Annotated in this window: 20 protein-coding genes; 12 read left to right on the top strand and 8 right to left on the bottom strand. The window is 72.5% G+C overall.

Annotation, left to right across the window (positions count from 1 at the left end; all coding sequences use genetic code 11):
* Window positions 1-53 precede the first annotated feature (53 nt).
* Genes ACQEVM_RS15245 through ACQEVM_RS15255 form a run of 3 tightly spaced genes read right to left on the bottom strand, consistent with a single transcriptional unit; the run spans window position 54 to window position 2,325 of the window.
* Window positions 54-869, bottom strand: coding sequence for a metal ABC transporter solute-binding protein, Zn/Mn family (locus tag ACQEVM_RS15245; RefSeq protein WP_433078915.1), 816 nt, complete (start codon window positions 867-869; stop codon window positions 54-56).
* On the bottom strand, window positions 827-1,693 hold the full coding sequence (locus ACQEVM_RS15250; RefSeq protein ID WP_433078917.1) for a metal ABC transporter permease: 867 nt from the start codon (window positions 1,691-1,693) through the stop codon (window positions 827-829). The genes ACQEVM_RS15245 and ACQEVM_RS15250 overlap by 43 nt, the downstream gene beginning before the upstream one ends.
* Window positions 1,690-2,325, bottom strand: a complete 636-nt coding sequence (locus ACQEVM_RS15255) for an ATP-binding cassette domain-containing protein (RefSeq protein ID WP_433078919.1) — start codon at window positions 2,323-2,325, stop codon at window positions 1,690-1,692. The genes ACQEVM_RS15250 and ACQEVM_RS15255 overlap by 4 nt, the downstream gene beginning before the upstream one ends.
* A gap of 190 nt (window positions 2,326-2,515) precedes the next feature.
* On the opposite strand from ACQEVM_RS15255, the gene ACQEVM_RS15260 reads away from it, so the two are divergent.
* The 6 genes from ACQEVM_RS15260 to ACQEVM_RS15285 all read left to right on the top strand — a co-directional run bounded on the left by ACQEVM_RS15260 (window position 2,516) and on the right by ACQEVM_RS15285 (window position 9,172).
* Window positions 2,516-3,463 (top strand): ABC transporter ATP-binding protein, encoded by a 948-nt coding sequence (locus ACQEVM_RS15260; RefSeq protein WP_433078922.1) that lies wholly within the window; start codon window positions 2,516-2,518, stop codon window positions 3,461-3,463.
* Complete coding sequence (locus ACQEVM_RS15265) at window positions 3,460-4,446, top strand: ABC transporter permease (protein WP_433078924.1); 987 nt, start codon at window positions 3,460-3,462, stop codon at window positions 4,444-4,446. Before ACQEVM_RS15260 ends, ACQEVM_RS15265 begins: the two co-directional genes overlap by 4 nt.
* 52 nt (window positions 4,447-4,498) lie before the next feature.
* Complete coding sequence (locus tag ACQEVM_RS15270) at window positions 4,499-4,894, top strand: GntR family transcriptional regulator (protein ID WP_433078927.1); 396 nt, start codon at window positions 4,499-4,501, stop codon at window positions 4,892-4,894.
* Between the two features lie 123 nt (window positions 4,895-5,017).
* Window positions 5,018-6,292: a VWA domain-containing protein gene (locus ACQEVM_RS15275; protein WP_433078929.1), complete on the top strand. Its 1,275-nt coding sequence runs from the start codon at window positions 5,018-5,020 to the stop codon at window positions 6,290-6,292.
* The gene (locus tag ACQEVM_RS15280; RefSeq protein ID WP_433078931.1) at window positions 6,292-7,113 is read left to right on the top strand and encodes a hypothetical protein; all 822 of its coding nucleotides are present in this window, start codon (window positions 6,292-6,294) and stop codon (window positions 7,111-7,113) included. Before ACQEVM_RS15275 ends, ACQEVM_RS15280 begins: the two co-directional genes overlap by 1 nt.
* Window positions 7,114-7,315: 202 nt before the next feature.
* Window positions 7,316-9,172: a galactose oxidase-like domain-containing protein gene (locus ACQEVM_RS15285; protein ID WP_433078933.1), complete on the top strand. Its 1,857-nt coding sequence runs from the start codon at window positions 7,316-7,318 to the stop codon at window positions 9,170-9,172.
* Here the strand turns inward: ACQEVM_RS15285 and ACQEVM_RS15290 are convergent.
* Window positions 9,169-9,735 carry a YdeI/OmpD-associated family protein gene (locus tag ACQEVM_RS15290; RefSeq protein ID WP_433078935.1) on the bottom strand — a complete coding sequence of 189 codons (567 nt, stop codon included), beginning with the start codon at window positions 9,733-9,735 and terminating at the stop codon, window positions 9,169-9,171. The genes ACQEVM_RS15285 and ACQEVM_RS15290 overlap by 4 nt on opposite strands.
* Window positions 9,736-9,859: 124 nt before the next feature.
* Here ACQEVM_RS15290 and ACQEVM_RS15295 point away from each other — a divergent pair, with 124 nt between their 5' ends.
* Complete coding sequence (locus tag ACQEVM_RS15295) at window positions 9,860-10,105, top strand: hypothetical protein (RefSeq protein WP_329439911.1); 246 nt, start codon at window positions 9,860-9,862, stop codon at window positions 10,103-10,105.
* A 7-nt stretch (window positions 10,106-10,112) separates the two neighbouring features.
* Here the strand turns inward: ACQEVM_RS15295 and ACQEVM_RS15300 are convergent, their stop codons facing one another.
* A complete protein-coding gene (locus ACQEVM_RS15300; protein WP_433078937.1) occupies window positions 10,113-11,102 on the bottom strand; it encodes a COX15/CtaA family protein in 990 nt (329 codons plus the stop codon).
* Window positions 11,103-11,378: 276 nt separating this feature from the next.
* Between ACQEVM_RS15300 and ACQEVM_RS15305 the strand changes: the two genes are divergently transcribed.
* The 5 genes from ACQEVM_RS15305 to ACQEVM_RS15325 all read left to right on the top strand — a co-directional run bounded on the left by ACQEVM_RS15305 (window position 11,379) and on the right by ACQEVM_RS15325 (window position 16,590).
* Window positions 11,379-12,041, top strand: a complete 663-nt coding sequence (locus ACQEVM_RS15305; protein ID WP_433078939.1) for a hydrolase — start codon at window positions 11,379-11,381, stop codon at window positions 12,039-12,041.
* 420 nt (window positions 12,042-12,461) lie between these two features.
* Entirely contained in the window at window positions 12,462-13,418 is a 957-nt protein-coding gene (locus ACQEVM_RS15310) for an alpha/beta hydrolase (RefSeq protein ID WP_433078941.1), read from the top strand.
* Window positions 13,419-13,771: 353 nt separating this feature from the next.
* Window positions 13,772-13,894 carry a hypothetical protein gene (locus ACQEVM_RS15315; protein ID WP_433078943.1) on the top strand — a complete coding sequence of 41 codons (123 nt, stop codon included), beginning with the start codon at window positions 13,772-13,774 and terminating at the stop codon, window positions 13,892-13,894.
* Window positions 13,895-14,062: 168 nt separating this feature from the next.
* Window positions 14,063-15,508: a glyceraldehyde-3-phosphate dehydrogenase gene (locus tag ACQEVM_RS15320; RefSeq protein ID WP_266952943.1), complete on the top strand. Its 1,446-nt coding sequence runs from the start codon at window positions 14,063-14,065 to the stop codon at window positions 15,506-15,508.
* Between the two features lie 215 nt (window positions 15,509-15,723).
* On the top strand, window positions 15,724-16,590 hold the full coding sequence (locus ACQEVM_RS15325) for a S1 family peptidase (RefSeq protein WP_433078946.1): 867 nt from the start codon (window positions 15,724-15,726) through the stop codon (window positions 16,588-16,590).
* Between the two features lie 46 nt (window positions 16,591-16,636).
* On the opposite strand, the gene ACQEVM_RS15330 is transcribed toward ACQEVM_RS15325, so the two are convergent.
* Genes ACQEVM_RS15330 through ACQEVM_RS15340 form a run of 3 tightly spaced genes read right to left on the bottom strand, consistent with a single transcriptional unit; the run spans window position 16,637 to window position 18,314 of the window.
* The gene (locus tag ACQEVM_RS15330; protein WP_433078948.1) at window positions 16,637-17,608 is read right to left on the bottom strand and encodes an NAD(P)-dependent alcohol dehydrogenase; all 972 of its coding nucleotides are present in this window, start codon (window positions 17,606-17,608) and stop codon (window positions 16,637-16,639) included.
* A complete protein-coding gene (locus ACQEVM_RS15335; protein ID WP_433078950.1) occupies window positions 17,605-17,853 on the bottom strand; it encodes a helix-turn-helix transcriptional regulator in 249 nt (82 codons plus the stop codon). Before ACQEVM_RS15335 ends, ACQEVM_RS15330 begins: the two co-directional genes overlap by 4 nt.
* Window positions 17,847-18,314 carry a hypothetical protein gene (locus ACQEVM_RS15340; RefSeq protein ID WP_433078952.1) on the bottom strand — a complete coding sequence of 156 codons (468 nt, stop codon included), beginning with the start codon at window positions 18,312-18,314 and terminating at the stop codon, window positions 17,847-17,849. The genes ACQEVM_RS15335 and ACQEVM_RS15340 overlap by 7 nt, the downstream gene beginning before the upstream one ends.
* Window positions 18,315-18,332: the final 18 nt, after the last annotated feature.

Raw genomic sequence — 18,332 nt, forward strand, 5'->3', positions numbered from 1 at the left:
GCCCCGCCCCACCGTCGCCGAGCCGTTCCGGGCGGGGCGGGAGCCGACCGGGCTCAGGACGGGGACATGGCCTTCTTCAGCGCGGCGGCCGCGTTGCGGTAGACCGGCAGCAGTTCCAGGTCCGCCCCGGGATAGTTCACGATCTCGACCTGCTTCGCACCCGAGTCGGGCAGGACGACACCGGTCGTCATGTGCGCGTTGTCCAGGACCAGCGCGGGCTTCTTCGCGGACAGCTCGGCCAGCCGGGCCGGCGTGACCGCCTCGGGGCCGAAGGTGGCGACCGGGGCCGCTCCGGACAGCTTCGCGGCCCAGGTCGTGAAGACCTGACTGACGACGGAGGGGCTCTTCCCGCCGGGTCGGGCACTCTGGACGTCCTTCACGAGCGCCGCGTACTCGGTGTCGAAGGAGGCGGTCCACTTGGCCGCCGCGCCCTGGGTGCCGAACAGGCCGGCCAGCCGCGCGACCTCCGCCTTGGCCTTGTCCGGGTCGTTGTCGAGGTTGACCTCGACGAGCTTCGCCCGGGAGCCGGCCGCCTCCTTGATCTTGGCCGCGTAGGGTTCGAACGGCGCGTACAGCACGAAGTCGGCCTTGGCCACGGCCGCGAGGTCGGAGGGCTTCGGGTCGTAGTCCGGGGCGTGGTGCACCGACTGCGGAACGATCACCTTCGGGTCCGCTGCCCCGGCCGCCTTGGCGAAGGCGCCCTCCCATGTCGTGGTGACGACGACCACCGGTGACCCGGATCGCGCGGGCGTGCCGCTCGCGGCGTCCGCGGCGGGAGCGGAATCCGCGCCGTCGCCGCAGCCGGTGACCAGGGACAGGGCCGCGCTCAGTGCGAGGAGGGAAGCGAATCGGACGCGGGTACGCGCCATGAGCTGATTCTCCGTTCGGGGAGGAAGTGGACCGCGAGGACGACTGCCCCCGCGGTGAGGACGAGGACCGGGCCGGGTGGCCAGTCCAATCGGAGGGCGACGAGGAACCCGGTGAGGTTCACGACGACCCCGATGGCGACCGCCCAGAGGGTGATGGACCGCAGCGAGGTGCCCAGCCGGCGGGCGGCGAGGGCGGGCAGCAGGGTCAGGGCGTCGACCAGCAGGGCGCCGGTGAGCTTGATCGCCCCGGCGACCGCGACGGCGACCAGCACCAGGAGCACGGCGGTCAGCGCGCGGACGGGGACGCCGGAGCACTGGGCGAGTTCCCGGTCGTACAGCAGCAGGGCCACGTCCCGCCGCCGCCACCGGAAGAGCGCGGGCATCAGCAGGGCCAGGACGCCGAGCACCACCAGATCGGTGGTGCCCACGGACAGGATCGACCCCCACAGCAGGGCGAAGGCCCCGGAGGCGTTGACGCCGGAGACGGCCAGCAACAGCAGCGCGGCGGCGATGGCCAGGCTCATCAACAGACCCATCGCCCCCGACAGGCCGTCCGGGGTCCGGGCGAGCGGTGCGACGCCGGCCCCCGCCAGGGCGCACGCGACCAGCGCGCACAGCATCGGGTCGAGCCCGGTGAGCAGGCCGACGGCGATGCCGAACAGGGCCACGTGCATCATGGCGAAGCGCACCGGCATGATGTCGAGGCCGACGATGATCACGCCGATGATCGGCAGCCCGATCGCGGCCAGCAGCAGGGCGACGCCGGCCCGTTGCACGGGCAGGAGCCCGAGGAGTTCGCCGAGATCGGCCGCGGCGAGGATCACCGGACCTCCCGCAGTCGGCCCGCCGCCATCTCCAGTACCCGGTCGCAGCGGTTCGCGAGCGCCCGGTCGTGGGTCACGACGACGAGGGTCACGGGCAGGGAGGTCAGGACCTCGGCCGCTTCCTCCTGGCCGTCGAAGTCGAGGGCCGCGGTGGGCTCGTCGGCGAGCAGCACCATGGCGCCGGCGGCGACCCCGCCGATGGCGCGGGCGAGGTACATGCGCTGGAGTTGTCCGCCCGAGAGGCTGTGCAGAGGTCGACTCGTCAGCGGCCCCACGCCCAGCTTCTCCGCAGCCTCACGGGCCTCGGCGGCGGCGCCCGAGCTGCCGAGCAACTCGGCCCCCAGCAGGGGGAACCGGCCCGCCGCCGGCTTCTGGGGGATCCAGGCGCAGGACCGCCGCCGCCAGGCCCACTCGGCCGCGGAGCCGGTGCCCCGGCCGCCGACCAGGATGGACCCGGTCATCTGGCGGTGCAGCCCGAGGACGGCGCGCAGCAGGGTGGTCTTCCCCGAGCCGTTGGTTCCGGTCAGCGCGATCCGTTCACCGGCCGAGATCTCCAGGTCCACCCCGGTGACGGCCTCGACCCGCCCGTGCCGGCACCCCACACCCCGCATCCGCACATCCAGTCCGCCCATCCCGTGCCTTCCCGTCCTCGTGCCGTGGGCGGGCCGGCGCCGCCTCCGGCACAGGAGTCGGACGGGGGGCCCGTCCGGTTCCGGATCACGGCGGATCGCTCGTGACGGGGTGGGGCGGCGGTTGACACCCGCCCCGCGGCCAGACCATGATTCCATTAATGAAGTAGTGGAATCACGGAAAGGGGGAGGCGTGCGCGATCTGACCGTTCCCGGCACGTCCGACAGCCGCTGGGCCCTGGAGGCCCTGGGGCTGGGCAAGAAATACCGGCGGGGGTGGGCGCTTCGGGACTGCTCCTTCCGGATCCCGGCGGGCCGCGTCTGCGCCCTGGTGGGGCCCAACGGCGCCGGGAAGAGCACCCTGCTCAACCTGGCGACCCGGCTGATCGAGCCCACGGCCGGGGAGCTCCGGGTCTTCGGCGCCCCGGCGGGGGACCCCGCCGTGATGCGACGCTGGGCCTACCTCGGCCAGGACAAGCCGCTGTTCAAGCAGTTCAGCGTCGCCGACACGCTGCGCATGGGTCGTGAGCTCAACCCGGGCTGGGACCAGGCCGTCGCCGAACGGATCGTACGGGCGGGCAACGTCCCCTTCCGGGCTCGCGTCGGGGACCTGTCGGGCGGCCAGCGCACCCGGGTGGCCTTCGCGCTCGCCTTCGGCAAGCGTCCCGAACTCCTCCTGCTGGACGAGCCGATGGCCGACCTCGACCCCGTCGCCCGGGACGAGCTGAGCTCGCTGCTGATGTCCGAGGCCGCCACGCACGGCACCACCGTCCTGATGTCCTCCCACATGCTCGGAGAGCTGGAGAACATGTGCGATTACCTGCTCGTCCTCGCGGACGGCCAGGTCCGCATGGCGGGCGAGGCCGACGAACTCCTTCCCATGCACACCCTGGTGACCGGACTCGTCGCCGAGGGCGGCGCCCTGCCCGCGGCGCTCGACGATCACACCGTCGTCGAGGTCCGCACCTCCGGGCGGCAGTTCACCGCCCTCCTGCTGCGTCAGGGACCGCTGAGCCCCGACTGGCAGCAATCGCACCCCGGCATGGAGGAAGTGCTGCTGGCCTACCTCCGTTCGCCCCGGGCGCCCGCGCTGGTCTCCCCGACCGCCGCGCCCGGCCGACGAGAGGACTTCGCGGCATGAACACCGTCACCCGCCCCGACGCCACCGCGAGCGCCGCGCCCGCCAGGGCCCGCCGACTGCGCGGACTGGCCTGGTTGATGTTCCGCCGGCACCGCCCGGCCCTGCTCACCTGCCTCGTGCTGGTCGTCCTCGGAGGCGCCTGGATCATCCACGAGCGCGGCGCGATGCTCGACACCCTGCACGCGGCGGGCTGGCCCGGCAAACCGGCGGACGCCCTCGGCGACAACATCGCCGGCAACGCGTCGGAGACCCTCAACTCCTTCGCCGTCAACCTGTCCTTCCTCACCACCGTCCTCGCCGTGTTCGTCGGAGCGCCCCTGCTGGCCTCCGACATGGAGAACGGCACCGCGCGACTGGCCACCACCCAGTCCGTCACCCGGCGACGCTGGCTCCTCGCCAAGCTCGGCTTCGCCCTCCTGCTCATCACCCTCACCACGGCCGCGCTCAGCGGGCTCTTCGCCTGGTGGCGCGGCTCCGTGACCCCCTTCAACCCGCACGACTGGCTGCACGAATCCTCCTTCGACACCACCGTCCCGGTCTTCATCTCCTTCGCACTGTTCTCCACGGTCCTGGGCATCACCATCGGCGCCCTGATCCGGCGCACGGTGCCCGCCATGGTCCTCACCTTCCTCATCGGGTACGCGGCGTCGATCGCCTTCGACGTCGTCAAGGACCGGCTCGCCACCCCGCGCCGGATCGCCTTCCCACTGGAAGGGGCGCGGCCGGCCGCGCTCGACCAGGCCGTGCTGGTCGACAACTGGATCGCAACCGCCTCCGGGGAACTCCACGGGTGGGGCACCTGCGCGAACGACGTGGTTCCGGAGGCCTGCCGCGCCAAGATGGGGATCGTCAACTCGGTGTGGGACTACTTCGGCAAGGACCAGATGGCGGGCATGCAGTGGACCGCGTCCGGCATCTTCCTCGTCCTGGCCGGACTCCTCGTCGCCCTGCTGCTCTGGCGCACCCGGCGCGGACCGTTCTGATCCGCGACCTAGTCTGACCATCGACGACGAAGCAACGAAGGAGGCGGGCACCGTGGTCGTGTTTCGCATCGAACGCCGCGGCGGCCTGCCCGCCTACCTCCAGATCGTCCGACAAGTGGAGCAGGCGCTGCGCATGGGCGCCCTGGTCGAGGGGGACAAACTGCCCACCGCCGCACAAGTGGCGGCCAGTACCAAGGTCAACCCGAACACCACCCTCAAGGCGTACCGCGAACTGGAACGCGCCGGACTCGTCGAAGTGCGGCAGGGCGCGGGCACCTTCGTCCTCCAGTCGTCATCGGGCCCCCTGACCGATGCCGAGTCCCCGCTGCGCGTCCAGCTCGGCGCGTGGATGCGGCAGGCCCGCGAAGACGGCCTCACGCCCTCGGACGTCACCACCCTCTTCGACACCGTGCGCGCGGAGACGTTCCCCACGGTCGGCACGGTGTAGTCCGGGTGCCCCCGGGCGCGCCCGGGGGTCGGACCCGGCGCGCGGAGGTCACGGGTGCGCCGGAGAACGTCTTCACGCCGGGCGGCTTTTGGATTGGCCGACGATCCTCAATACGATCCGGCGATGATCACAAGAAAAAGGGTGGCGGCCGCGGCGTGCGGCCTGCTGGCCACACTGGCCGTCGGGCTGTTCCCGGCACAGGCCTCGGCGGGCGAGCCGGCGGCGAAAGAGCCGCCCAAGGTCGAACTGGTCCTGGACGTCAGCGGCTCGATGCGGGCGACCGACATCGACGGGAAGTCCCGGATGTCCGCCGCGAAGCAGGCGTTCAACGACGTGCTCGACGCGGTACCGGACGACGTCCTCCTGGGCATACGGACCCTCGGCGCCAACTACCCCGGTGACGACAGGAAACTGGGCTGCAAGGACACCCGACCGCTCTACCCCGTCGGTCCGCTGAACCGGACCGAAGCGAAGACGGCCGTGGCCACCCTCGCCCCCACCGGCTGGACCCCGATCGGCCCGGCCCTGCTCGGTGCGGCCGACGACCTCAAGGGCGGCGACGCCACCCGCAGGATCGTGCTCATCACGGACGGCGAGGACACCTGCGCCCCGCTCGACCCCTGCGAGGTCGCCCGCGACATCGCCGCACGGGGCATCCACCTGACCATCGACACGCTCGGCCTCGTACCCGACGCCAAGACGCGCGACCAGCTCATCTGCATCGCCGAGGCCACCGGCGGCACCTACACCTCGGTACAGCACACCGACCAACTCTCCGGCCGGGTCAAACAGCTCGTCGACCGGGCCGCCGCACCCGTGGTCACCCCCGTGGCCGCCACGGGCACCGCACGGTGCCAGGACGCCCCCGTGCTGGGCGCCGGCCTCTACACCGACCGCGAGACGTTCGGCGAACACCGCTGGTACAAGGTGGCCGTCAAGCCCGGCCAGGAACTCCGCGCATCGGTGAGCATCGGCGCCGACCGCGCCGTGAACAACGACTACGGCGTGATGCTGCGCGCCTCGACCGTCCACGGACGCGAGATCGTCCGGGGCTCGGAGGCCGGTGACGGTCGCACCGACCTCGTCTCCACGGGCCTGCGGTACCCCAAGGCCGTCCTCGACGACGCCGACGGCAACGAGGTGACGGAGCCGGAGACCGTCTGCCTCCAGGTCAGCAACTCCTTCTCGGCGCCCGCCTCGGTCAAGACCACCCCGGGCATGCCCCTCGAACTGACCATCGACGTGGTCGACGGCCCCGACGACACCTCCGACGTGGCGTCCTTCGGCCTCGGACGCGGCTGGTGGCTGCTGGGCGTGCTCGTCCTCACCGGCCTCGTGGTCGGTGTGGTCTGGGGCTGGATCTCCCGCTGGCGCATCTCCGTCTGGAGGACCAACTGATGCGTACCGTACGCGCACTGACGGCCGCCGCCCTCGCCGGCGGCGCCCTCCTCGGCCTCGCCGGGACGGCCGTCGCCGACACCCCGTCCCCGTCCCCGTCGGCGAGCACCGGAGGCGGGCCGACGGAGGCGGGCACGAGCTTCCGCACCGCCACCCCGGTCAAGGTGGGCCAGGAAGCCACGGCCGACGCGTCCACCGGTGACTACCTGTACTGGGTGCTCCCGCTGGACGCGGGTCAACGGGCCACCGTCAAGGCCACGGTGACGCTGCCGGCCGCGGCCTCCCGACACGGAGCCGCGAGCTGGCGGCTCGACGTCTACGACGGGCTGCGCCGCCGTCAGCCCTGCATGTACGGCAAGCAGGCCGCCCCGGCGGCCAAGGACGCCGGCGCCGTCGAGCTGTCCTGCACCCTGCGACCGGTGCGGACCGGCGCGGACACGTGGGCCAACGACCCGCTGCCGGGCAGCTACTACGTCCGGCTCACCGTGATCGACCTGGCCCCGGAGGACCTGGGGCAGCCGGTCCGGGCGCAGGTCCGGGCCGACGCGAAGGACACCGGCGGCGCCTACGCGGTGGACGGCGCCCTGTCGGCCCCGCTGGTGCCCGGCATCACGGCTGCCCGCGCGGCGGAGGCCGACGGGAAGCAGCCGGCGGCCGGCATCGAGCCGGAAGGCGGCTGGGCCGGCGGCCGGTGGTCCGACCGCTGGATCTGGACCGTGGCCGGCGGACTGCTCGCCGCCCTCGCCGCCCTCGCCGGCATCGGCGGGTACTCCCTGACCCGCGGTTCCGGTCGTCCCGCCCGGACCCCCTCCGGCGGATGACCGGGGGAGCGGCCACCACCCCGGTGCGGGGTGGTGGCCGCTCCGCCGTTCGGCCCCCGTCGCACGGCCCCCGCTCCTCCGTGCGCGTGACCGGGCGGCGGCTGTCCGGGCGGATCCGGCCCGCCGCCGGCCGCGCCGACGTGCCAAAGATCGTTCCTCTCCTACGATGGCGGCCCCGTCGGCGGTCGCACCGAGGAGTGCCGTGTCCCGATCCCCCTGGTCCGCCGTACTTGCCACCCTGCCCCTGGTCGCCTCCGCCGTGCTCGCCACCGCGCTGCCGGCCTCCGCGACCGCTCCCGGGCACGACGGTGACGGTCACGCGGGCGCCGGTACCTCCCACCGGAGGCTCGCCACCGGGACCCGACCCGCGGAAGCGGCCTCCCTCGGCGAGGACCACGCCCGGGCCCACGCCGGTCGGCGAGCGGCCGCCCGGGGCGCCCAGGGCTACCCCCAGGCGAAGCGCACGCAGAGCCTGGACGCGCTGGGTGCCTCCCAGCGGCGGGTCAACGCCGGCTTCACCGCGGCGCGGTCCGGGCGCTTCACCGACTACTTCCCCGCCCCCGACTTCGGGGTCCACCTCGCCCAACTCCCCACGGGCAAGGTGCTCTTCTTCTCCTTCGAACGGGTCGAGGCGGACCCCACCAAGGAGACCGGGCCCACCGACCGGATCGGCGGCACCAACGCGGGCCGCGCCTACCTCTGGGATCCGGCCAAGGGCACAGGCGCCCGCGCCTTCAAGAACGTGCCGCCACCCACGGTGCTCATGCCCGACGGCACGTACGTACCGCGCCCGGCCCCCTTCTTCTGCGCGGGCCACTCCTTCCTGCCCAACGGCATGGTCGGCGTGTTCGGCGGCAACGGCGGGGGCAAGGGCGGCACCGGCGCCCGACTGTCCTTCGTGTTCGACCCTTGGACCGAGACCTGGTTCCGCAACCGCGACATGGCCGTGGGCCGCTGGTACCCGTCGGTGGTCACCGGTGCCGACGGCCGCCAACTCGTCATGTCCGGACAGGACGAACGCGGCACCGGACACCCCACCCCGCTGGTGGAACGGTTCCCGGCCCGCAGCCGCCCCGTTCCCTGGCGCACGTACGACATCCCGGTGGGCCTCCCCGCGGAGCGGTTCGGGGCCGACGCGCCCTTCCGCAACGACTACCCGCACCTCTTCTCGCTCCGCGACGGCATGATCTACGGCCTCGGCCGCGACGCCGACCAGCAGTGGCTGTTCGACCCGGTCAAGGAGACCCGCGTCGACCTGCCCCGGCGGCCCGCGGACTTCCGGGGCTACGGATCCGCGGTGCCGCTCCCGGCCGGCTTCCGGGGCCCCGACTCCGTGCTGGTCCTCGGCGGTGATCCGCGCGACCCGCTGACCTACCGGCTGTCCGGCGGCGCCTGGAGCACGGACGGACCGCGCGCGTTCGGCCGCACCCAGGACGACACGCTGATCCTGCCGGACGCGACCCTGCTCACGGTCAACGGAGCCCTGGACACCCGCGACTACGGCTTCGGGCCGTTCAATCCCAAGGCCGACCTCAAGTACCGGCAGATCGAACTCCGCGACGCCCGTGGCCACTGGAGCCTCGGACCCGCCCAACGCCTGCCCCGGGGCTACCACTCCAACGCCCTCGTCCTGCCCGACGGGCGGGTCCTGGTCACCGGGGACGAACTCCAGCAGATCGCCAACGACCCCGACATCACGGACGGCATGGACGGCAGCGTCGAGCTGTACGAGCCCGCCTACCTCCACCGGGGGGCCCGACCCGCCCTCGACGGGGTTCCCGGCCACACCCTCGCCCACGACACCGACTTCCAGGTGCGCACCTCCACCCCCGGGGAGGTGGCGCGGGCCGTGCTGCTCGCGCCGACGACCGTCACCCACTCGATCAACACCAGCCAACGCCACCTGGAGCTGCGCCGCACCGGCACCCGGGGGGACACGATCGACCTGCGGACGCCGCCCTCCGCAGCCGACGCCCCGCCCGGCCACTACATGCTGTTCCTGCTGAACTCCCGGGGCGTCCCCAGCACGGCGAAGTGGGTCAGGCTGGGCGTCCGTTAGTCCCCGCGCAGCGTGCGCAGGGCCTTGTCCAGACGGTCCCGGCGGGCCTTCGGGGTCAGCGCCTGGAGCAGGGGCAGGATCACCTGGTAGCGCCCGGTCCGGTCGAGCGCCTCGAAGGCCGAGCGCGCCCGCGGGTCGGATCCCAGCGCGGCGGCCAGGTCCGGTGGGACCTCGGCGGTCTTCTGCGACGCGTACGCCGCGTCCCAGCGACCGTCCTCGCGCGCCCTGCGCACCTCGGCCAGCCCGGGCTCGCGCATCCGCCCGGCGGCCGTGAGCAGCTCCACCTTGTCGACGTTGACCCGCGACCACAGGCTCCGGGGGCGGCGCGGCACGTACTTCTGGAGGTAGTACACGTCGTCGAGTGACCTGCGCTGCCCGGAGATCCAGCCGTAACAGAGCCCGATGTCCACGAGTTCGTCGTCGGTGACCGACGGTACGCCGCTCCTCTTCTTGGCCACCTTCACCCAGACGCCCGCCTCGCGCGCGTGATGCTCCGACAGCCAGCCCTCGAACGCCCCGGCGTCCGCGAAGGCGATGATCTCCACCCCGTTCAACTCGTCCATGCGCAGCAGGCTATCGCGGCCTCAGCCGTCCCCTCCGCCCCGCTTTCGCCGGCAGACCCATCCGCAGCGGGACCGGCTCCGAATACCGGTCGACCCATGTCGCCCCGAGGTGAGCGAGGCCGCGATGAGCAACCACCACAATCCCGACGGCCACGAACGGCATCCGCTGGTCGGACGCCTCGTGCGGGACACCGCCTCCGGTGTCGAGGGACGGCTGATGGCCGTGGTCCGCGAGGAACTCCCCAGCCACACCGGCACCCCCCGCTGGATCCGCCGCGCGTACATCCGCCCGCGCGGCGGCGGAGTGGAGCGCATCGCCGACCTCGCCGACGTCGAACCGGTCGACGCGGACCGCCTGTCGCTGGTCTGAGCCCGCGTCAACCGCGCGCCGCGCCGCCGACCGTCTCCCGCCGGACCACACTCGCGTACGGGCCGGGCCGTACCGTGTCCGCCGCCCGGAGCGTCAGGTGGACCCGCAGCACACCGACCCACACCAGGGCCGACCCCAGCAGGTGCAGGATCACGGCGAGCGCCGGCAGGCCCGCCCGGGACTGGAACAGGCCCACCGCGCCCTGGGCCACCAGCACGGCGACGAAGAGCACCGTCGTGCGCCGCGCCGCACCGTGGCCCTGCCGAGGCAACACGGCGAGGAGCCGCACGGCGAGCACCAGGACCGCTGCGGCCACCACACCGTGCGCCACCGTCACGGTGGCCCAGTCGAACGGCATCCGACGCACGTCGGAGGAGTCCCCCGCGTGGGGACCGGAACCGGTGGTCACGGTGCCCACCGCGACGAGCAGGGCCGTCGCGGCCACCAACGCCCACGACAGCGAGCGATGGCGGCCGGCCGGCCGCCGGCGGGGACAGAGGTCCAGGGCGGGCCCACCGTCCCCGGCGGGCACCGCCTGCCGGGTCCACACGGCGGCGGTCAACAGAAGGGTCGCGGCGAGGAAGTGCGCGGCGACCACGTAGGGGCTCAGCCGCATCCACACGGTGACCCCGCCCACCAGGGCGTTCAGGACGACGACCCAGAACTGCGCCCAGGCGCCGCGCAGTACGGCGGGCATCGGACGGCGCTGGAGGCGCGCGGTGACGACGACCCAACCCACGATCACGCACAGCACCCCGGTGAGCAGCCTGTTGCCGAACTCGATCGCCCCGTGCAGCCCCATCTCGGAGGTGGGAGCGAGCGTTCCCGTCGTGCACATCGGCCATTCGGGGCAGCCCAGGCCGGAACCGGTGACCCGGACGATCCCGCCGCCCACGACGATCGCGATGCTCGCCACCACGGACGTCGTCGCGGCCCACCGGACGCTGCGGGGACCGAGCGCGAACCTGCCCGCCGCCCAGGAGAGAGGAGTACGCACGATCGGCCTTCCCCGAGGGCGCGCCGCCGCGAGGGAGCGCGCGTTGATCAAGAGGGGCCAGCCTACGACCGCGCACCGGGGCGTTCTTGACAGGGTGTCGGTCATCGGTCGGTGGGGGCGCCCCTTACGCGTCCGCGGGTCGTGCGTTCTCGGGCCATCCCGTGCGCACGCTGGGGAAAGAGGCGAGGGCGCAGCGATCGTACGTTCGGGGAGTGCCGAGCCGCGGGAGTCGCGGCGGCCGGCGTTCATCGCCTCCCCCCGAGACAAGGACCCCTCATGTTCGACATCGCCAAGGTCCGGGCCGCCGCCGGCCGGGACCTGTTGACGCCCGAGAACTCGGTCATGCTCTTCGTCGACCACCAGCCGCAGATGTTCTTCGGCGTCGGCAGCGGGGACCGCGCCGCGATCGTCAACAGCACCGTGGGCCTCGCCAAGGCCGCCCGCGCCTTCGACGTCCCCGCCGTGCTCACCACGGTCGCCGCCGAGTCCTTCTCCGGCCCGATCCTGCCGGGACTGGCCGCCGTGTTCCCCGAGCAGGACACCATCGACCGCACCTCCATGAACGCCTGGGAGGACGAGGCCCTCGTCGAGGCGGTCAAGGCCACCGGACGCAAGAAGATCATCCTTTCGGGCCTGTGGACCGAGGTCTGCCTGGTCCTGCCCGCACTGTCCGCGCTGGAGCAGGGCTACGAGGTCTACGTGGTCTCCGACGCCTCCGGCGGCGTCAGCCCGGCCGCCCACGAGCACGCCCTCCAGCGCATGCTCGCCGCCGGCGCCGTCCCCGTCACCTGGGTACAGGTCCTGCTGGAACTCCAGCGCGACTGGGCCCGCCAGGAGACGTACGGCGCCGTGATGGAGATCGTCAAGGAGCATGCGGGCGCCTACGGCCTCGGCGTCGTGTACGCGCAGTCGGTCATCGGCGAACACGCGGCGGGCTGACCCCGGTCGGACACCGGCCTCCTGATCCTGCGCCCCCGGACGGGCCTGCTCGTCGCCGGCCGCGACTGACCGTGACCGCCACCGCGATCCCGCTGTCGCAGACGATCGCCGGCGCCGAACCGCACGGCGTCCAGGGCGGCCCGCACGGGCTCACCTGGAGCCACGACGACGAGGCCAACGCCGCGCTGCTCGCCTTCATCGCCCGACCCGCCCACCCGAACCGCGCACGGGGACACCACCGACCCCTCTCGTGTGGCGTCCCCGTGCGCACCCGCCCAGCCGCCGCGCCCACCCGGTCGGGCCAATCACGTCACACGCCGGGCGGTCTCCCGGCCCGGAGCGGTCGCCGGTGTGATCCTGAACGCCGCGATCCCCCCGGCCGCCCCCTGCCCCGCCCCGACCCTCCGAAGGAGCACCGTCATGACCAACCGTCAGCCCGTACTGGAAACCGCCGCGCAGGCCTTCGCCAACGCCACCGCGCAGCCGCCGTACCTCTACCAGATCCCGCCCGCCGACGGCCGCAAGGCCGTGGACGACGTACAGAGCGGCGAAGGCGTCTCGCTGCCCGCCGTCGACGAGGAATGGATCACCGTCCAGGGCGGTCCCACCGGGGAGGTCCGTACCCGGATCGTCCGTCCCCGAGGCCTCACCGGTCCCCTCCCCGTCATCCTCTACATCCACGGAGCCGGTTGGGTCTTCGGCAACGCGCACACCCACGACCGACTGGTCCGCGAACTCGCCGTCGGCGCCGGCGCGGCCGTCGTCTTCCCCGAGTACGACCTCTCGCCGGAGGCGCGCTATCCCGTCGCCATCGAGCAGAACTACGCCGTCGCCCGGTGGATCGGCCGCGAAGGACGGGACAAGGACCTGGACGGCACGCGCCTCGCCGTCGCCGGCGACTCGGTCGGCGGCAACATGAGCGCCGCCCTCACCCTCATGGCCAAGGAACGCGGCGACGTCACCGTCGTCCACCAGGTGCTCTTCTACCCGGTCACCGACGCCGCCTTCGACACCGAGTCGTACGAGCAGTTCGCCACCGGCTACTTCCTGCGCCGCGAGGCGATGCAGTGGTTCTGGGACCAGTACACGACCGACGAGTCCGACCGCGCCCGGATCACCGCCTCGCCGCTGCGCGCCTCCCTCGACGAACTCACCGGACTGCCTCCCGCGCTGGTCATCACCGCCGAGGCCGACGTCCTGCGCGACGAGGGCGAGGCGTACGCGGCCAAGCTGCGCTCCGCCGGAGTGCCGGTCACCGCCCTGCGCGTCCAGGGCACGATCCACGACTTCGTCATGCTGAACGCGCTCCGGGAGACCCGGGCGGCGGAACTCGCCATCGGTCTCGCCGTCGACACCCTGCGCGAGGCCCTCGCATGACGGCCGGCATGCCCGTCTGAGACATGTCCCCGGCCCCCGCCGGGCGGCGACCGGCCGCCGACCTGCTCGTGCGCAACGCCAAGGTCTGCACTGGCTGGTGACGGGCCGCACCGTCGGCGGCACGTCGCTCCACCCGGCCGGGAACCTCGTCGACCGCTCGATGTCGGGGATCGCGTCCTCGGGGACGGTCAGGTGGTCCTGCCTCAGGAGGGCGAGGTCGTGAGTCGGGCACCGCCGAGTCCGTCCTCACGGTCGTCGGGGGTCGGATCGTCCACGCTGCGGCCGAGTGCGAAGCCTCGACGGGCCGGTCCCGCCGGTCAGCCCGCACTGGGCCCGGTGGCCCACTTCGGGGCATGCGCAGCGAGGAGGTCCTCCCCATCGGCCGCAGCGGCCCCGCCCACTCGGCCGTCGCGGGCGACCCGGCGGTGCAGGTGTGGAACCTCGAACGGCAGGCGGGTGTGCGGCGCACGCCCTGAACGGCCGTCGCCGTGAGATGTCGCAGGTCACCGGGGTGCGGAAGGCTTCGCGCCCGCGCGGGCGGGCCCACCGGCCCTTCGGGGAGACCGCGTCGGGCGGGACCCCTTGAAAGATCAAACTGCTGTCGGGTTAGCATATGAGCGCCGCCTAGCTCGAAAGATAAACCTGTGACTGTCAATGACGACTCGTTCACCAACTGGAAAAACCGCGAGGAGATCGCGGAATCGATGATCCCGATCATCGGGAAGCTGCACCGCGAGCGGGACGTCACCGTCCTGCTGCACAGCCGCTCCTTGGTGAACAAGTCGGTGGTCAGCATCCTCAAGACCCACCGATTCGCCCGTCAGATCGCCGGCGAGGAGCTCTCGGTCACCGAGACCCTGCCGTTCCTGGAGGCGCTCACCCCGCTCGACCTCGGTCCGTCCCAGATCGACATCGGGATGCTCGCCGCGACCTACAAGAGCGACACCCGAGGTCTCTCGGTGGGCGAGTTCACTGCCGAGGCCGTGTCCGGCGCCACCGGTGACAACAAGATCGAGTCCCGCGAGTCGCGTGACGTCGTCCTCTACGGCTTCGGCCGCATCGGCCGCCTCGTCGCCCGCCTGCTGATCGAGAAGGCCGGTTCCGGCAACGGTCTGCGCCTGCGCGCCATCGTCGTCCGCCAGGGCGGCGACCAGGACATCGTCAAGCGCGCCTCGCTGCTGCGCCGCGACTCCATCCACGGTCAGTTCCAGGGCACGATCACCGTCGACGAGGCGAACAGCAAGATCATCGCCAACGGCAACGAGATCAAGGTGATCTACGCCGGGGACCCGTCGGAGATCGACTACACGGCGTACGGCATCAAGGACGCCATCCTCATCGACAACACCGGCAAGTGGCGCGACCGCGAGGGCCTCTCCAAGCACCTGCGCCCCGGCATCGACAAGGTCGTCCTGACCGCTCCGGGCAAGGGCGACGTCCCGAACATCGTCCACGGCGTCAACCACGACATGATCAAGCCGGACGAGCAGATCCTGTCCTGCGCCTCCTGCACCACCAACGCGATCGTCCCGCCGCTCAAGGCGATGGCGGACGAGTACGGCGTCCTGCGCGGCCACGTGGAGACCGTCCACTCGTTCACCAACGACCAGAACCTGCTGGACAACTACCACCCGGCCGACCGTCGAGGCCGCTCCGCGCCGCTCAACATGGTCATCACCGAGACCGGCGCCGCCTCCGCCGTCGCCAAGGCGCTGCCCGAACTCAAGGCGCCGATCACCGGCAGCTCGATCCGCGTCCCGGTGCCGGACGTGTCGATCGCGATCCTCAGCCTGCGGCTCGGTCGCGAGACCACCCGCGAGGACGTCCTCGACTACCTGCGGAACGTGTCGCTGACCTCCCCGCTCAAGCGGCAGATCGACTTCACCACCGCTCCCGACGCGGTGTCGAGCGACTTCATCGGCTCGCGCCACGCCTCGATCGTCGACGCCGGCGCCACCAAGGTCGACGGTGACAACGCGATCCTGTACCTCTGGTACGACAACGAGTTCGGCTACTCCTGCCAGGTCATCCGCGTCGTCCAGCACGTCTCCGGGGTCGAGTACCCGACCTTCCCGGCCCCGGCGGTCTGATCCCGCCGCACGACCGACCCGGTGTCCCGCCCGACGGGGCGGCGGCGGGCCGGCGACCGATGCCGACGGCATCCGGTCCCCGGCCCCGCCGCCGCCCCGTCGGCGTGTGCGGGCCCGTCGGCCGCGGTCCCTCCCGCCCCGTGCGCCCTTCCCGTGCCGTGAAGCCTTCCGCGTCCCGCGCGCATCAGCCGGGCGCCGCTGGGAAGGACAACCTCATGAGCGTTTCCACTCCGCCTCCCGGCCCGCACCGTCCGACCGCCCGATCCCGGACGGTCCGCCGTCTCCCTGCCCGGGCCACGGCGGTCGGGGCCGCCGTCGTCCTGTGCCTGGTGGCGTCCACCACGGGTGCTCAGGCGATCGTCCACGGGAAGGACTCCACCGAGGCGTATCCGTTCATGGCCTCGATCCCGATGACGCTGGACGAGGGCCCGGCCTCCCTCGACGGAGTCTGCGGAGGCGCGCTGATCGCCCCCCGGTGGGTGGTGACGGCCGCACACTGCGCCCAGGACGTCGGGGCCACCCACCCGACCGGGACGGTCCGGATCGGCAGCGCCGCACGGCACTCGGGCGGCACGGTCGCCAAGATCGTCCAGAAGGTGGTCCACCCGGGGTACAACGGCCTCGGCGAGGAACGTTCGACCAATGACATCGCCCTGCTGAAGCTCGACCGTCCCGTCCGGCAGAAGCCCGTCGCCATGGCCGACCACGAGCCGAAGGTGGGCGCGTCCACCCGGGTCATCGGCTTCGGAACCGTCGTCGACGCCCTGGACCCCGAGCACTGGGTCTTCCCCGAGCGCCTCCAGGAACTCGACACCCGCAGCATCGCCACCGGCGACTGCGCCGAGATCAACGGCAAGAGCGAGCTGTGCACGGCCGCCCGCACCCCCCGGGCGATGGCCTGCTCCGGCGACTCCGGAGGGCCGCAGATCCAGCGCCTCGCCGGCCGCTGGCAGCTCGTCGGCGCCACCTCCGGGGACGGCGACCACGCCGCCGACCCGCACTGCGCCGGCGGTCCCGGGATCTGGACCTCCGTGCCCGCGCACAAGGGCTGGATCACCAAGACCATCGCCGCGCACCACTGAGCACACCCGGCGCACCGGCACGTTTCGCCCCCGGCCTCGCCAGAGCCTAGGGAACGATCAGGGTCTTGCCGCGGGCCTCGCCCCGGTGCATCGCGTCGATCGCGGCCGGGGCCTCGGCCAGGGGGCGGACGCCGTGGATGGCGGGCGTCAGCTCACCCGCCTCGACGTGCCGCCCGAGGATCTCCAGGTCGGCCCGGCGCTCCGCGGCCATGAACGGTTTGAGGGTGTGCCGTACGAAAGGGTTCAGCAGCGCCGCGCGCAGCACCCGGGCCATCGTGCCGATCCAGCGACCGCCCCCCTCACCGCCGATGAGGACGAGCGTCCCCCGAGGGGTCAGGGCCCGCCTCAGGTGCGAGAGGGCGCGGTTGCCGGCGCTGTCGAGTATGAGGTCGTAGGAGCGGACGCCGTCGGCGAACTCCTCGCGGGTGTAGTCGATGACCTCGTCCGCGCCGAGCGAGCGCACCAGCTCCGTCTTGGCGGTACTGCACAGGCCGGTGACGTGCGCGCCGTACGCCTTGGCCAGCTGTACCGCGTACGTGCCCACCCCGCCCGCCGCGCCGATGACCAGGACCCGCTGTCCCGGTCTGACGCGGCCCGCGTCGCGCAGGGCCTGGAGCGCGGTGAGGCCCGAGACGGGGAGGGCGGCAGCGTGTTCCGGGGGGATGCCCGCGGGCACGAGTGCGATCTTGTCCTGCCGGGCGGTCGCGTACTCGGCGAACGAACCCTCGCAGACGCCGAACACCTCGTCCCCCACCCGGAAGTCGGTCACCCCCTCGCCGACGGCCTCGATCCGCCCGGCCACCTCCCGGCCGCGCACGGGCACCTTGGGTCTGCGCAGCCCGTATCCCATGAGGCGGACCAGGTGGGGCCGGCCGGTCATCAGGTGCCAGACCCCGGCGTCCAGGGCGGCGGCCCGGACCGCGACGAGCACCTCGCCGCCGCCCGGGGCGGGAGTTTCGACGTCCCGGAGCTCCAGTACCTCGCTGGAGCCGTACGTGTCCTGTGCGATCGCCTTCACGGCGCCGTCCCTTCCTCGTGTGTGTACTGCTCGTCCGTGTACTGAAAGACCTGCTCGAGCGGGACCGCGAAGACGCGGGCGATCCGGAACGCCGTTTCGAGGGAGGGCGAGTAGCGGCCCTTCTCGATCGCGATGACGGTCTGCCGGGTCACGCCGACACGTTCGGCCAGCTCCGCCTGGGTCATCTCCGCGTGCTCGAAGCGCAGGGTCCGGATCCGGTTCGTGATGCCGGTCGCTTTCACCACGACTGGAACCCCCACCGGTAGGCGGCGAGCTTCACGGTGGAACCGAGCAGCGCCGACAGGACGAACCCCAGGTAGATCACGTTGGAGATCCAGAAGTGGTCCGCCTCGGCCATCGACAGGACCAGAGCGGCCACGGCGCCGATGACGAGGAAGGACTGCCCTGCGAGATCGCCCAGGCGGCCGATCTCCTTGTCCCGCTGGTCCTTGACATCGGCGTCGCGGGGCGAGACCAGTGCGACCGCGATGTTCAGGGCGATGGCGGCGCCGATCGCGCCCCCGACCGTCCAGAGCAGCGGGGCCGTGTACGCGACCTCCGCGAGCGGCACGCCGCCGCCGGCCCGCCCCAGCACGACGGCCAGGTAGACGGCGTACCCGGCGACGGCCACCACCGCCGCGATCCATGCGCGCTTCTCCTCGGAGGCCACGTCCGCACCCACTCCCGTGTAAAACAACTTTGACACGAGGAATGTAAAATCATT

The organism is Streptomyces sp. CA-243310 (assembly GCF_050936775.1).
Classification (GTDB): domain Bacteria; phylum Actinomycetota; class Actinomycetes; order Streptomycetales; family Streptomycetaceae; genus Streptomyces.